This window comes from Flavobacterium sp. GW823-FHT06G12, assembly GCF_058794775.1.
This window is the reverse complement of sequence record NZ_JBXAHE010000007.1, coordinates 24681-40427: the sequence shown is the minus strand read 5'-3', so window position 1 is coordinate 40427 and position 15747 is coordinate 24681. Positions and strand designations below refer to the sequence as shown.

At 33.2% G+C, this 15747-nt stretch carries 11 protein-coding genes; 4 read left to right on the top strand and 7 right to left on the bottom strand.

Going from position 1 to position 15747, the window contains the following annotated elements; all coding sequences use genetic code 11:
* Window positions 1-5: 5 nt before the first annotated feature.
* Window positions 6-3017 (bottom strand): SusC/RagA family TonB-linked outer membrane protein, encoded by a 3012-nt coding sequence (locus AC1Q5Z_RS22485; protein WP_343586602.1) that lies wholly within the window; start codon window positions 3015-3017, stop codon window positions 6-8.
* Window positions 3018-3294: 277 nt separating this feature from the next.
* A complete protein-coding gene (locus AC1Q5Z_RS22480; RefSeq protein ID WP_492446918.1) occupies window positions 3295-5448 on the bottom strand; it encodes an alpha-N-acetylglucosaminidase in 2154 nt (717 codons plus the stop codon).
* 414 nt (window positions 5449-5862) lie between these two features.
* Between AC1Q5Z_RS22480 and AC1Q5Z_RS22475 the strand changes: the two genes are divergently transcribed.
* Window positions 5863-7326: a glycoside hydrolase family 125 protein gene (locus AC1Q5Z_RS22475; RefSeq protein ID WP_492446917.1), complete on the top strand. Its 1464-nt coding sequence runs from the start codon at window positions 5863-5865 to the stop codon at window positions 7324-7326.
* 33 nt (window positions 7327-7359) lie between these two features.
* On the opposite strand, the gene AC1Q5Z_RS22470 is transcribed toward AC1Q5Z_RS22475, so the two are convergent.
* The 4 genes from AC1Q5Z_RS22470 to AC1Q5Z_RS22455 form a co-directional block, all read right to left on the bottom strand.
* A complete protein-coding gene (locus tag AC1Q5Z_RS22470) occupies window positions 7360-9144 on the bottom strand; it encodes a mechanosensitive ion channel family protein (RefSeq protein WP_492446915.1) in 1785 nt (594 codons plus the stop codon).
* 77 nt (window positions 9145-9221) lie between these two features.
* Window positions 9222-9728, bottom strand: coding sequence for an acetolactate synthase small subunit (locus tag AC1Q5Z_RS22465; protein ID WP_492446913.1), 507 nt, complete (start codon window positions 9726-9728; stop codon window positions 9222-9224).
* A gap of 397 nt (window positions 9729-10125) precedes the next feature.
* Entirely contained in the window at window positions 10126-11151 is a 1026-nt protein-coding gene (locus AC1Q5Z_RS22460; RefSeq protein WP_198858004.1) for an NAD(P)-dependent alcohol dehydrogenase, read from the bottom strand.
* 264 nt (window positions 11152-11415) lie between these two features.
* The gene (locus AC1Q5Z_RS22455; protein WP_198858003.1) at window positions 11416-12018 is read right to left on the bottom strand and encodes a murein L,D-transpeptidase catalytic domain-containing protein; all 603 of its coding nucleotides are present in this window, start codon (window positions 12016-12018) and stop codon (window positions 11416-11418) included.
* Between the two features lie 576 nt (window positions 12019-12594).
* Here AC1Q5Z_RS22455 and bioB point away from each other — a divergent pair.
* The 3 genes from bioB (at window position 12595) to AC1Q5Z_RS22440 (ending at window position 14889) form a co-directional block, all read left to right on the top strand.
* Entirely contained in the window at window positions 12595-13584 is a 990-nt protein-coding gene (gene bioB / locus AC1Q5Z_RS22450; protein WP_492446912.1) for a biotin synthase BioB, read from the top strand.
* Window positions 13585-13757: 173 nt separating this feature from the next.
* Entirely contained in the window at window positions 13758-14312 is a 555-nt protein-coding gene (locus AC1Q5Z_RS22445; protein ID WP_492446911.1) for a GNAT family N-acetyltransferase, read from the top strand.
* Window positions 14313-14382: 70 nt separating this feature from the next.
* Complete coding sequence (locus AC1Q5Z_RS22440) at window positions 14383-14889, top strand: DNA-deoxyinosine glycosylase (RefSeq protein ID WP_492446909.1); 507 nt, start codon at window positions 14383-14385, stop codon at window positions 14887-14889.
* A 483-nt stretch (window positions 14890-15372) separates the two neighbouring features.
* Here AC1Q5Z_RS22440 and AC1Q5Z_RS22435 read toward each other — a convergent pair whose 3' ends face one another.
* The gene (locus AC1Q5Z_RS22435; RefSeq protein WP_492446907.1) at window positions 15373-15684 is read right to left on the bottom strand and encodes an EthD family reductase; all 312 of its coding nucleotides are present in this window, start codon (window positions 15682-15684) and stop codon (window positions 15373-15375) included.
* Between the last annotated feature and the right edge of the window lie 63 nt (window positions 15685-15747).

Below are 15747 nucleotides of genomic sequence, written 5' to 3'. Positions count from 1 at the left end.
AATTTTTAGAAAATCACATTTACACCGAACATATATGTTCTGGTTTTTGGATAGAAGTTATTAGAATCTACACCTGGAGCCGTTCCTCCTTGTTCAACTTCTGGATCAATTCCTTTGTATTTAGTAATAACAAATACGTTATTTACAGTCTGATAAATACGGATACTGCTGATGTAATTTCCAACTTTTCCAAAATTATAACCTAAAGTCATGTTATCTAATCTTATATAACTGCCGTCTTCTATAAAACGATCTGAATATTTATAAGAGTTTAAATCATTTGGCGACTCATTACCAGCATCTACTAAAATGTTATTGGTCATTGCGGTACTTGGTCTAAATAAGTCTGCACGAGTTGCATTGAAAATTTTATTACCAAAAACTCCTCTAAAGAAAATACTTAAATCGAATTTTTTGTATTGGAAATTATTTGCCCATCCCATCAATAATTTTGGCTGTGCGCTTCCTGCATAATGATAATCTACTCCAATTTGAGGTGTAGTTGTTAGATCACCGTTTTTGTCATAATACTGAGATACTCCGTCAGCATTTTTTCCAGCATATTTCAATGTAAAGAATTGTCCTAATGGTTTTCCTTCTTTAAAGATTTGTAAAGTACTTCCTGTTTGTCCTCCTCCGTCTGGTTGTACACGACGAATTGAATCTCCACCAACAAAGAATGGACTAGTTAATTTAACAATTTCATTTTTGTTATGCGCCAAATTCAAATTAGTATTCCAGCTAAAATCTGCTGTTTTAACAATAGTTGCGCCTAAACTAACTTCAATACCTTTGTTAGACATTGTTCCTCCGTTTGCTACAATTGTTCCTACTGGCACCAATACTGGATTAACATTGTAGTTAAAAATCATATCTGTTGTTTTCTTATCGTAAACATCAACAGAACCTGTTACTTTTCCTTTTAAGATAGAGAAATCAACACCAATATTTGCTGTTGCAGTTTTTTCCCATTTTAAATCAGGATTTGCTGCTTGGTTTGGTCCGTAAGCTCCAATCTGTTGTCCGTTGTAATAGAAAGTTCCTAAACTTCCAGAAATAAATTGAGCTGTGTAAGCATTAAATCCAGAAGAGTTTCCAGTTACTCCCCAGCTACCACGAAATTTCAAATCGCTAAAAAAGTTTTGGTTTTTCATAAAACTTTCTTTGTCAACTCTCCATGCACCTCCTACAGAAGGAAAGTATCCCCATTGGTTGTTTGCACCAAACATAGATCCACCATCTCTTCTAAGTGATCCTTGTAAAAGATATTTATCTTTATAATTATAATTTAAACGTCCGAAGTAAGCAATTAAACGTGTTTTTTGATATGCTTTGCTATCTCCAAAATTCACCACATAACCATTAACAGAAGTATAGTTACTTAAAGCTAAGTTGTTATACCCAACATTGTCAACTGGGAAATTTGTTGTCGTAGCCTGAAAACCATCTCCTAAAGTGTTTTCTTGCCAAGAGTAACCTAAAACAGCTTTTATTTTATGATCTCCAATTGATTTATCCCAAGTAAAGAAACTCTCAATAATGTTGTTTGTGTTCTCGTAAGCATTTCTCAATGCAGAACCATTTACTCCAAAGTTAACCAATGTTTTTGTCAAAGGCGGATCTGGGTTGTTGTAAAAGTTGGCACTGTTGTATTGTGAATAATAGCTGTCATAAAATTCTCCGTGAGATGTATTTAGTCTTTGGTGTGCCAAATTCAAGTTATACGTTAATCCGAAAGGCAATTTTACTTCTGCGGTAAGATTACCTACAAGATTATTTGTCTTAGTTTCGTCTGTACCATGCTCAATTAAAGCTACTGGGTTAAAGTATCCAGGACTTACAAAGTTTTCAAAAAAACTACCATCATCATTTCTTACTGGAGAAACAGGAAGATAACTTGCTGCTTGTAAAAGAACTGTATTACGCTGCGGTACATTTTGATATTTTGTTCTAGAATTAGTAACATTTAAACCAAACTTTACTTTATCATTAAAAGCATATTGTTCAACAGATAAACGAGCAATGATACGAGAAAAGTCACTTTTTAGCATAACTCCTTCTTTATTAAGAGAAGTAATACTTGCGGTATAACTTCCGTGATCACCGCCGCCACTCATAGATAAGTTATGACTGCTTGACGCTGCACGCCCTGATCTTAGAATTTCTTTTTGCCAATTTGTATTAGCACCTTTGTCATTTTCTGGAGTAAAATTCAAATTGTTTTTAGTTGTAAAAGCTCTAAGTTGATCTGCATTCATCATATCCAAATTATTAGAAACTTCTTCAAAACCAAAATATCCATTGTAGGCAACTTGTGTTCTTCCTTTACTTCCTTTTTTTGTTGTTACCATGATAACTCCATTTGCTGCACGGTTACCATAAATTGCTGTTGCAGCCGCATCTTTTAATACGTCGATTGTTGCAATATCATCTGGTGATATAACCGAAATATCAACTCCTGGAATACCATCAATTACATAAAAAGGTCCTTGCGAACTGTTTAATGTTGAAGCTCCACGTAAAACTACCGAAGCTGTTTTTGTTGGGTCACCGCTTGAAGAAATATTCAAACCAGAAACTTTACCTTGCAAAAGTTGTCCAACGTCGCTAATTGCACCTCTGTTTAAATCTTCAGCTTTAACAGAAGAAACTGAAGTCGTTAAGTTTTTACGAGATCCTTTACCATACCCCACAACTACAACTTGTTCTAAGTTTGTAGTAGTAGATTGTAATTTAATCGAATAATTAGTTTTGGTTCCGTCTAATTTTACAGTCTGATCATCAAATCCAATAAAAGAAAATATAAGCGTCGCATTTTTGTTTGACGCTAAAAATTTAAATTTTCCATCAAAATCTGTCGTTACAGTATTAGTCGTCCCTTTTTCAAGGATATTAGCGGCTGGCAGAGGAATACCTTTGTCATCTAATACAACACCAGACACTTCTGTTTTTTGTGCCCAAGTATTAATTGAGAAGCCAAAGAAAAAGGCTAATAATAAAAGTTTAAGTTTTTCCATTGTATATTGGTTAATTGGTTAAATAGTATTGACGAAATTAGTGCCAAAGAAATGTTAACAAATGGACAAGTTATTCATAAACATGGATAATTTCTTTAAAATCAATAATGACAAGGCTTCGCAAAGTATTTTTTCTAAAATTATATAGTTAAAAACTTATTAATTAATCGATTTCGTAAAATTTTCTATTCATCTTTTTAGTATGGTTTAAGGTTATGTTATAAATATTAAGTTAAATTTTGTCTATATACGTAACAATTATAATCTTGGTAACTTTTTATTTGCTTTTTGTCCAATTAATTTCCCAATTTTTAATTGATTCTCTTTCTTTGTTTTCATCAAAAGGAGTATTTGTGGCAACAGATTTTTTTAAAGCTTCTAAAAACATTTTCCATCTTGGCCAATAAAATCCTTTATACATTCCTCTCCAAGATCTAGAAGCATAATCGTTTAAGTGTCCTTCTCCGCCCCAAAGCGTAATTAATGTTTTGGCATTTTTTACATATAATGAAGAAACCTCTGCCGAACTACCATAATCTGAAGCCGATTTTACCCATTGATCCAAACTGTTTAGTGGCTGACCTGACATTACAGCATCGATATTCAAAACTTGTTTTTCTATCTTTTTAAATAATCGATCGCCTTGCTCAATGTCTTTCTGTTGATATGCTTTTACGCATTCTATTAAATCTTCATCAATACATAATGAATAATAATGCCTTGTAACATCTATTAAATCATATTGAATAAAATTCTTTTTATCGTATTTCTTCGCTTCTTTGGTTAAAATATCCAAAGCCTCTTTTAGTTTTTTCTTATCTCCAGGATTTCCTTTAAATTCTGTAATGGTTACTGTTGGACGTTTAAACAACAAATACGCTCCAGCCCTATCCTTCCACCAACGTGTTTCCCAATATTTGACATTATAAACAGATTCTAATAATAATTCCCACGCTAGAAAAACAGGTTTAGAAGTCGTTTGCCCGTATCTTGCGTTTAAGTATTTAGTTAGCCAATCATTTACAGGTTGCTCTCCTTTAGTCCACGGAAGATCATAAATGTATTCGTATACAATCGAATTATTATTTAAACCTTCAGGCATTGCTCCATAACCTGCAATATTTCCTCTATGCGGATTTTTAAGCAGACTTGTCAATTCATTTTTGTAAAAATTTAAATCGCCATAAACAGGATTCGATCCACCATAATTATGTACATAACCATAAGTCCACTGTTTTCCATAAAAAGCTTCCTGATTATCCCATACTTTATATCTGTCATTGGCATAATCCTGAACCATTACTTTATGGTTTGGAACTTTACTTAAAAATGCGCTTGTAGCTTCTTTGGTCCAGAATTCTTTATTGTCTCCAAAAAGCCATCCTTGCATAACCCAAGTTGCACCAGGAGCTGCTTCATTTATAGTCTCATAAACGGCACTTCCATAATTAGAAAGTTCTTCATATTTATTATGTTCAGAAACTGGCGGTTCAATTTCATTAAATGAATCTGCCAAATAGAAATCTGACTTTCCGTACATTTTGGTATAAATTTCTATAAAACGTTTTCCGATTTTTTTAAATAAAGGATCTTTAGAATCTAAAAGAAAAGTGCTCGCAAAACCACCGCCAGACCACGATTTTAATTCGGTAATTTTAGCTTCAGGATGTTTTTCGGCGAAAGCCTTAGGAACATATCCGCTAAAAGCAGGAACAACAGGATGCATATCCAAAGTCCTCATTCTCTCCAATATTTTCTTTTGAAGTTCTTCTTTTTTAGCAAACCATTCTTGTGGCAAAGGACCTTCTAGACTATTAATATTTCCCATTCTTTGCCAAGGTAAAAAAGCTGGCCCAGCAAAATGTGCCTCTAACTGATTGTTTGTCAAACCATATTCTTTCCATAATTCCTGCCACACCGCTTCCTGACCTTCCATTGCAGTTGGAAGATTAATGCCGTGCATAGCCATCCAATCTATTTCTTGTTCCCAACGTTTCCAGTCCCACCACGGAGTTGTATAGCCAAAAGTGCAAGCGTTTAAATATTCTCTATACTCAAATGGCGTACTTCCTTTTTTGGAATATTTTGGCCAATCTTTAGGTAAATTGACTCTGTTTCCTTCCCAACTAATTAAAACCGCACCGATATCTCTAAGAAAATTATATGCTGCATAGCAAAGTGCTGTATTATTTGAAGCTTTAATTTTTACAAGATTACTGGTTGCTTCCACTTCAAACCAATCTTTATCTTGATTTTTATTTTCACTTATACTCAGTTCAAACTCATTGACACGACTACCAATTAATCGCTCTATTACAGCAGAAGCGCTTTTTGTTTTTTCGTCGTTTTTGGAATATCCGTTTAAAGCACAAAAAAATAACAGTACAAATAATGGTACAGCATTTTTAATTTTAAGATTCACTCTTTTCATATAATCATGTATTTAATAAATTTCTTTCTTTAAAAATTGAATAAAAAAAGGGAGATTAAATCTCTCATTAATCTCCCTAACTAATAAAAACTAACAAATATTTACTAATCAATCACCTTCAATTTATTATCTTTTTTTGTGTTTTCTTTTTGAAAACTACTGCGATTCAATTGGGTTTTGGATCGAAAATAAAATTACTCGCATTGTTATTCTTCAAGATGGACGAATCAATCAAAAGAATAGACATATTTTTCATATCTCTTTAATTAGTTCATTTTTACGAATTCTTTCTGCCATTGAAAGCGTTGCAAATGTCATTGGTCTAAATTTCAATAGAATAATAAAAAAAAGTCGTTTATTTATAATGCTATACAGATCTAACTATTCTCATTCTATTTAAAACTAAAAAAACATATGCAGTCTCGTAGAAAATTTATAAAAAATGCCAGTATTTTTTCAGCAGGATTATTGGCTGTTCAAGCTGATGCTTTTGGACTAAATTCTAATCTTTTTGAATTTCCTTTAAAAGATTTTATAACCAAAAGACCTCCGATTGCAGAAAGAAAATTTACTAGTAAAGCTATTGAAGCTGCAATTGTAAAAATTAAAAAACAAATTGCTAATCCAGAATTGGCTTGGCTTTTTGAAAACTGTTTTCCAAATACGCTAGACACAACTGTCGAATTTGAAATTATAGATGGCAAACCCGATACTTATGTCATTACAGGCGATATTGATGCAATGTGGCTTCGTGATAGTACTGCTCAAATCTGGCCTTATATTCCGTTTGTAAAAGAAGATGCTAAACTTGCCGAATTGGTAAAAGGCGTTATAAATCGTCAGACAAAATGCATTCTCCTTGATCCGTATGCAAATGCTTTTTATAAAGATTTCAATAAAGAAAGTGAATGGAAAAATGATATTACCGATATGAAACCGGGAATTCATGAACGAAAATGGGAAATAGACAGCTTATGCTATCCTGTTAGATTGGCTCATGGCTATTGGAAAGAAACTGGAGATATTAGCATGTTTGACAAACAATGGAAAGATGCCATGAAATTGATTCTGAAAACATTTAAAGAACAGCAGAGAATGGACGGAAAAGGCGGACCATACAGTTTTATGCGACAAACAGCTTGGGCAACAGATGGAGTTCCTTTAAGCGGTTATGGTTATCCTGTAAAACCATGCGGGCTGATTGTTTCGACTTTTAGACCAAGCGACGATTCTACTTTGTTTGGATATCTAATTCCGAGCAATATGTTTGCAATCGAAATTCTAGGTTATCTTGTAGAAATGTTTTCAAGTCCCGCTTTAAAAGATAATGATTTAGCAGCTGAAGCTAAAGAACTTCAAGCACAAGTTCAGAAAGGTTTAAATGAATATGGAATTATAGATCACCCTAAATTTGGAAAAATCATAGCTTTTGAAGTAAACGGATATGGAAGTTTTCATATGATGGATGATGCCAATGTTCCTTCTCTTTTGTCACTGCCTTATCTCGGAGCAGTTTCTCCCGATGATCCTTTGTATCTAAATACTCGTAAAGTAGTACTTTCAGAAAATAATCCGTTTTTTTATAAAGGAACAGCCGGAGAAGGAATTGGAGGCCCTCACACTGGTGTTGATACGATCTGGCCCATGAGTATTGTTTTAAGAGCCATTACAAGCATTGATGAAAAAGAAATTAAAAGTTGTATAAGCACTTTAATTAAAACCAATGCCAATACAGGATTTATGCATGAATCTTTTCATAAAGATGACGTAACCAAATTTACACGTAAATGGTTTGCATGGGCAAATACTTTGTTTGGAGAAATGATTGTACATACGAGCCTTCAATATCCTCAAATTTTAAAAGACAAAAACTTATAATGAAAAGAGCTTCCATTTATGAAGCTCTTTTATTTAAAATATTGTTTCATCCGCATTAGGATCAAAACTTCCTTCATCTGGATATTTAATGCTGTCCTTTAGTTCTTCTACTCGTTTTGGATCAAACTTAGGTAATTGCAATTCATTATTTTCTTTCCATTTTTTAACTATTTTAGAAACTTCTGCTGCTTTTTCATTAGAAACAGGCGTATCTCTAGTCATATAAAGTGTTTGCGAAGGATAAGCCAGAGAGGTGCCACTTTTTTCTATAATGTCCAACATTCGCAATAAAAGATCTTCTTGCACTTCTTGCGATGTCTCTACATTTATGGCTTCAATATAAGCTGTAATCTCAACCTTTAAAGAATCTGCTGTAATACCAGTAAAACGAACTATTGGATTTGTATTTAAAACAGAAGGATGTGCATAAAGCAATGATCTTAGTTCTACAAGCAGATAACGCATTTGGTCTGGCGTAGTTTCCATTCTAAATCCAAAAATTGGATTGAATATAAATCGATCGCGATGTGCATAATTTTCGATTTTACTAGCTGACAACTGACCGTTCGGAATTGTTACAATACTACGAGCAGGGGTTCTAAGTGTTGTAGAACGCATCCCGATAGATTCTACAGTTCCTTTTATATCATCGACTCTACAATAATCGCCTACACGAAGTGGCTGATCAGCAATAAGACTGACACTCCCTACAAAGTTTTCTATTGTTTTTTGCGCGCCAAGCGCCAATGCAATCCCTCCTATTCCTAGTGCTGCAAGTCCAGCTGTAACATCTACTCCAATAATTCCTAATATTGCAATAATTCCGATTACAACAATTGCAACTTTCATGGTACGACTTAAAAATAATACCGCAGATACCGCAGAAGCACGTCCGCGATTGTTCATTCTGCTTCTTGTAAACATGCTCACAAAATCGGTCAATCTCCAAAGCAGAATTAAAAAAGCTACAATTCCGATTGTAATTATTATAATGCTAAATCGCTGGCGAACTATTATAGAAATTCCCATTCGCTGTGTTAAAGTCACAAACAAAATCACCGTCAGATACATCTGAACTGGAAGCGTAAAAGCTTCTATTATAGCATTACCTTTCTCACTATCTGCTTTCTTCCATATTTTTTGCAATAAAAATATAAACACAAATATCAATAATCTGGAAAGCAGGTACGTAAGCACTGTCATTACAACCACTACTCCCCAATGTCCAATTGGTACATTTCCTAGTTTTCTTACTTTTAAAGCATTTGGCAATACCCTGTCTAAAAAAGTCTTTTCGCCACTAATATCAGCAGAAAGAATTGCTTCTATAGTTTCAGCAGAAAAAAGCCATAAGGCTGGCTCACTATCATCTGACTGATTTTCTAAATAAAGTTGAATGCTTATTTTATCGGTAGATATATTTCCAACCAAATCTACACCAGTTGCCAGATTATCATCTATACGACCTAATTCTTTATTGCTAAGAATAGATGATGGAGAGAAATTACCTCCCTGATCCAACAGCTGTTGAAAGGTTTTGGCTATTCGTATTCTTTCAGACGTTTTACGATACGAACGTTTACTAAGCATAAAATACTGGCTGGCGCGCAGATAATTCTGATCGCCAATTGCTTTTATGAAACCGTTGACAGTTCCTTGAGGTGTTCTCCTTCCTAAAGAATCGTCGGGAGTTTTAACAGGTTCCTCAGTAGTAGTTTTTGCTCCTCCTAAAAGCTGTGCTTCTAATTTACAAGGAGTTAACATTAATGCTGAAATCAACAGTATAAAAGAGAATAAACGTTTAGTACCTAAAATCATATTTTTTTGCTTTAGTAACTTAGACTATTAAAAATAAGAAATATAGCAGAATTAAAAGTTATTTGCATTGCCTTTTTTTAATTTTCTATGCAAAAGCCTTCATAAGATTTCATAAGAGCAATTCTAGAGCCTTTGACAAATTCAATTAATCCTATTTGATTTAGCTTTTTTGTTAAATCTAGTATTTCTTCATTTGTTCCTGTAGTCTCTAATATTGTATACTCTTTTTGAATTTCTGAAACTTTAAGATTGTTTTCACGAAGTAAATTTTCAATTTTCGAATTAGTCATAAATACTTCTGTAAACATTTTAAACAATGCGGTTTGTTTTGAAACAATTTCCTCATTTGATGAATAATAGCATTTAAAGACCTCAATAATTTTCTCTATTTGTGCAACTAAATTTACCACTGTATTCAATGTTTCAGTTATTACAATTGTATGTCTGTATACTTTATCAATCTCACAAATAGACATATTAAGGCTCAAAATGTCTATTTGCTTTCTTATAAACATTGAGCTTAATTTGTTCATTAATCTTAATTGATCCTCAGAATAAATGGTAAGGGTAAATTCGTTTTTCATTGCTTGATTTTTATATATGCTTTTTTTGTTCGTAATCGAAATAAAAAAAGCCTTTCACATTTGAACTGAGAAAGGCTTTTTTTGAATAGACAATAGAATCCTGACTCGTCATGTAATACGAATAATGATAATTGAAATAATAATGCTATTCTGAATTGAATTTTTCATAATTGCTTTAAACAAAAAAACCTCCCGTTGCGGGGAGGTTTTCTAAATTGTATCTTTTACTTATTTATATAACATCCCTACACCATTATCTAATGATAATTGTGATAATAATAGCTGCGATGTTAATTGTATTTTTCATTTGTTTGATTTGATGCACAAATATATTAATATTTTTTAATCTCTAAACAATAAATCCGTCACTGTTGGACGGATTTATTTATTTTGAATTTTAAGGTATTAAAACGGCTCTACCTTTTATTTTTCCTTGTCTCATTCTATCATAAACTTCATTGGCATCGTCTAGTTTATGCTTTTCAATTTCTATATGAATTTTCTTTTGTCTTGCCAAGCCTACAACTTCCATCAGTTCAGTTCGTGATCCCCAATACGGATTGGTCATACTAACTCCAAATGGCAAAACATTCATGCTATACTGGTAATGTCCTCCGCCAAGACCCACAATAGTAAGATCTCCGTCAAGGCTTACTACTTTTGTTCCTAAATCTATTGTAGAAGTTGCGCCAACAAAATCAATAACAACTTTAGCTTTCTTGATTCCTGTAATTTTCTGAATCTGTTCTGCTGCATCAGCATCTTTAGAATTAACCGTAAAAGTTGCTCCCAATTCTTTAGCGAAAGCCAATTTATCTTCGGTAACATCACAAGCAATAATAGCTGCTCCGCTTATTTCTCTTAATATCTGCAAAGCAACGTGCCCTAGTCCGCCAACTCCAATTACTACCACAAATTCATCCGGCATTAATTTCGGAAGCGAACGTTTAATCGCAGAATAAGGCGTAAGTGCCGCATCTGTCAATGGAGCTGCAATAACAGGGTCTAAGTCAAAAATAGGCACTAAAAGTCTCGAAGATGGCACCAGCATATATTCTGCCATACCGCCATCTAATCCTAAACCTCCGCCGTAAGCTTGCTCAGATTGATGATCACAATAATTTTCTTTTGACTGCTGGCAAGGTTTGCAATGACCACATCCCCAAGGGCCATATACTAAAACGGCGTCTCCCTTTTTATAACCTTCAACATTTTCGCCAATTTCTTCAACCCATCCAGCATTTTCGTGTCCTAGAGTAAAGACTGTTCCAACAACAGTTCCTTCGTCTATAATATGCAGGTCTGAGTGGCAAACTCCTGCCCCGCCAATTTTTAATAAAACTTCATCACCTTTAGGAACAGGTTTTTCAAGATCATTAACAACGCGGACATCTTTGTGTCCAAAAAAACGTACTGCTTTCATAAAATAAACTTTTGATTACTATTCTACTAATTTACAACTTGTATTTTCTATATAGTTTATTAAGCAAGTTAAGTTTATCCTAATTTATTACTTTTAATGAGCATTTATAGGAGGTTTAGATAAAAGGGCGAAATAAAAAATGGTAAAATCTAGTGTATAGATATAAAAAAAGAGAACCAAAGTTCTCTTTTAAATTTTATTTTATACTGTTTAAAATCAGCTAGATTATATCGTTTCAAAAACTAACTGCTCCGTAATTTAATTTTAATAATAAACAGACAATAAGATTTTTGAATTTGAACTCTCTATATATTTTGAAAGTCTATTTAAAAATTCTTGACTAACCATTGGACAGCCGTGGCTATTGATTATATAGTATTCTTTTTCATCTGATGGAACCTCTTTGTAAGAGTGTAATACAATGGCACGTTTCATTGCATTATTATTGGTTTCGTCTAATCCAGCAAGTCTAAAAGCTTTACCAAATATACCTTTATATGGTTTCTCTACTGAATATCTTCCAAGTGAAGTGCAATTAGATTCTGGAGCATTACTAAACTGAAGAATATCTCCTTTAATTCCTGTCTCAGAACCTGAACCATGTGCTACAAGCCCTTGGTCAAGGATCTGGTTATTTTCTAGATCGTAAACAAAAAAGCGGTTTTTTCCTGATTTAATTTTCATATCAACAAGAAAAGCAATTTTGTTATTAAACTTGTGATTTCCAGATGTAAAAGCCTTAATTTCATTTACATGCTCTGTAAGTCTTGCAAATTCAACTTCGCTTAATATTTCATCATCATCCCATACATTCATTGTAGTAAAGGAACTCAAGGAAAAAAGCAGCGCCACTAAAAATATTCTCATATCAGGCAGACGGTTAAGTTAATAATTATAATTTGGGACAAATATAAATTTAATGTTGCAAAATTATACACAAAGTTTATACAATTCCCATATCATAAGTTAAAGATATTATAAATATCTGAAAACAACAACATTAAACGTTAAATTTTAACTAAATAACGTTAATCTGCTACATAATGATTTCAGATAAGTATATTTAAATACTCTTTCCAAGTTTGTGTTCCAGTATTATTTTCTTGGCATAGATTTACTCCGGTAGTAAACAATTTATGGCGAATATCTTCTGGTATTTCTAGTATTATATCTTTATCACTTTGAATTGTTCTAAGTAAGATTTAGTCATTTCTTCACAATGAAGTACTTCTGGACCTCCAAATCTTTTATCAATCCTTTTGATTGCTCTAATGCAATGGACGCAAGTAATTCTGCATACTTCTTGTACTGCTACAGACTGAAACCTCAACCCTGATGGGTTTCCATTTAAACCGGACTACCCAAAATATAAAAAGTGGTACATTTTGATGATACAGCAAAACGATACTTTTGACTAAAAATCATAAAGCATCAAAATAAAAAATGAACAAGGAAATAAGAAATGACTGGAGCAAAGAAGAAATTCAAGCCATCTATGATAAGCCTTTGCTTGAGTTAGTTTATCAGGCAGCAACTGTACATCGCAATTGGCATAAACCTTCAGAAATACAAGTTTGTACGTTACTTTCTGTAAAAACAGGCGGCTGTCCAGAAGATTGTTCCTATTGCGGACAAGCAGCACGCTATCATACTGATATAAAAGTTCAGGCTCTTTTGCCAACAGAAACTGTTCTTGAACACGCACAAAAAGCAAAAGATGGAGGTTCTTCCCGTTTTTGTATGGCTGCAGCTTGGCGCGAAGTACGAGATAACAAAGATTTTGATCGTGTTATTGAAATGGTAAAAGGCGTTAATGATCTCGGATTAGAAGTTTGCTGTACACTAGGAATGCTTACCGAAGAGCAAGCTATAAGACTTCAGGAAGCAGGTTTGTATGCTTATAATCATAATTTAGATACTTCTGAAAGTTACTATGATGAAATTATTAGCACACGTAAATTTGATCAGCGTCTTGATACTATAAATAATGTTAGAAAAGCGGGCATTACAGTTTGTTCTGGCGGAATCATTGGCTTGGGAGAAGCTCCTGCCGATCGTGTTTCTATGTTAGCAACTTTAGCTACAATGCCTACTCATCCAGAATCTGTTCCTGTAAACGCATTGGCAAGAGTAAAAGGAACACCATTAGAAAATAATCCGAAAGTACCTCTTTGGGATATGGTTCGAATGATTGCTACAGCGCGTATTATTATGCCTGCATCTGTTGTACGTTTAAGTGCAGGAAGAATTGAAATGACAGAAGAAGAGCAAGCTTGGTGTTTTATGGCTGGTGCCAATTCTATTTTTACTGGAGAACGCGAAACTTTACTAGTAACACCAAACCCAGGACTATCAGAAGATATGCAAATGTTTCAAAATCTTGGACTTAAACCTTTAACTAAAGAAAGAAAAAGTAGCTGTTCTGTGGTTTAAAAAATATTTTTGAAACTATAAAACACTTAAAAACATAAAAAACTGCGCAACTCTAAAAATGTTTGAGGATGCGCAGTTTTTTTATTCCAATTTGGATCTCTTTGTAAAGTGGCATATTTCAGAAAATAATTAAATATATTTGAAAAGCATTATTGCGAGCAGAAATTCAGATAATGGAAATATTAAATATACAAACGGCACAACTTAACATACGACACCTTAAAATATCAGATCTATCTGATTTTCATATCTATAGGTCTAATCCAGAAGTTACAAAATATCAAGGTTTTGATGTTATGACAATTGAAGAGGCTGAAGAATTTATTAAAGAAAACGCAACAAAACATTTTGGCAAAGCTGGAGAATGGGTACAATACGGAATTGAAAATACTAAAACCAAACAACTCATTGGCGACTGTGCAATTAAACTTGATCAATATGATACAAGAATTGCCGAAATCGGAATAACAATTTCGCACCTTGAGCAAAAAAAAGGTTTTGCAAAAGAGGTTTTTGTTGGCATTCTGGATTTTCTATTTGACACCAAACAAATACATCGAGTTGTTGAAATTGTAGATGCTGAAAATATTGCTTCGATTAACCTATTGAAAAGTATCGGTTTTAGACAAGAAGGGCACTTTATTGAGAATATTTTCTTTAAAGGAAAATGGGGAAGCGAATTTCAGTATGCAATGCTAAAACGGGAATGGGACGAGAGAAAATTGTAATAAGGAACTCTTTTACTCATTTCAAATCTTTATTGATAATTTTACAATAAAGGAAGAACGAAGCAAAAACATGTATAAAAAAGCCCTCCAACCATTAATTGACAATTCTACTGTTATTCTAATTATGGGCACTATGGCTGGCGAACAGTCTATTGCCAAACAGCAGTATTACGCCAACAAAGGAAATCTTTTTTGGAAAATTATGTTTGCTATTTTTGAAGAAGAATTTAGCGATTTGTACGAAGATCGAAAAGCTCTATTAACAAAATATAAAATTGGTCTTTGGAATGTTTTGCAAAGCTGCAAAAGAGAAGGAAGCAGTGATGCTGCAATTACCGAAGAAACGATAAACGATTTTGAAAGTCTGCACAAACAATATCCTAACATAAGACATGTCTTTTTTGAAAGTAAAGCTGCTGCAAAGTATTTTCAGAAACATACTTTTGCACAAAAAGGAATTACCTATGTAACTCTCCCTTCTACCAGCGGATTAAATGCTGGCCTGACAAGAGCAGAAAAAATGGCCGAATGGAGAGCCATATCTCAAATAGCGCTTTCTAAAAAAGAAGAAAACTAATTACCTGTTTCTCATAATATAAAACAGTATTTCTTCTTCTAGTTCTCTCGATAAATTTTCGAACTTCATTCTGCGTCGGTGATTTTTATCGCTTTTATCCCTGTAAAGCTCCGTTTTGGCGGTACTTATACAATAAGCATCACAAATAACCTTAAATTTCTCATCGAGTATATACAACTCTTTCATAGAATCGAAGTACGCAGCAAACTTAACATTATATAATTCGTCAGGGATAGCGGCCATAGGTTGGGTCATATTTAAATTAATACTGAATTTTACCTTAAAAGTTCAAACAATTAATTTTAAGTATTCTACATTTTAATTTACTTCTCTATTCGTACATCTTGTATCGAAAAGATATTTAAAATTATAATGAAAAAGCTTAATCTCTCTATCTGAACCTCTATAAATGGTTTCAGATTATAATCTGAAACCAGAAATAGTAAAATGAACCCACAGCCGTTAAAATGCAACAAGGTAAAATCAGGTATTTTTTACATCATAAACATAAATTTGCACTTCATCATCACTAGCTAGAATTCTACGATCTGCAGCGCATTGTTGCCCAATATCGGTTTTAAAAGACTCCATCATTGCATCTAAAGATTCAAAATATAAATTAGCCACAAGAAATACATCAGAATGTCCAGTCAATGATATGACGGGTTCTTTGCTAACTTCATATTTTACTATTCCAGGAAGTTTTTTTGCCAACGGAATATGCACCTCATAATAATGTTTTTCAAAAAAAGAAATATCTTTTGGCGTTTTATAAATAACAGTCATTTTTGCCATAATAGTTTTTTGTTTAATACGTTAGAAAATTATCTAACGTAAATTTAAAAGCAACTACAGACT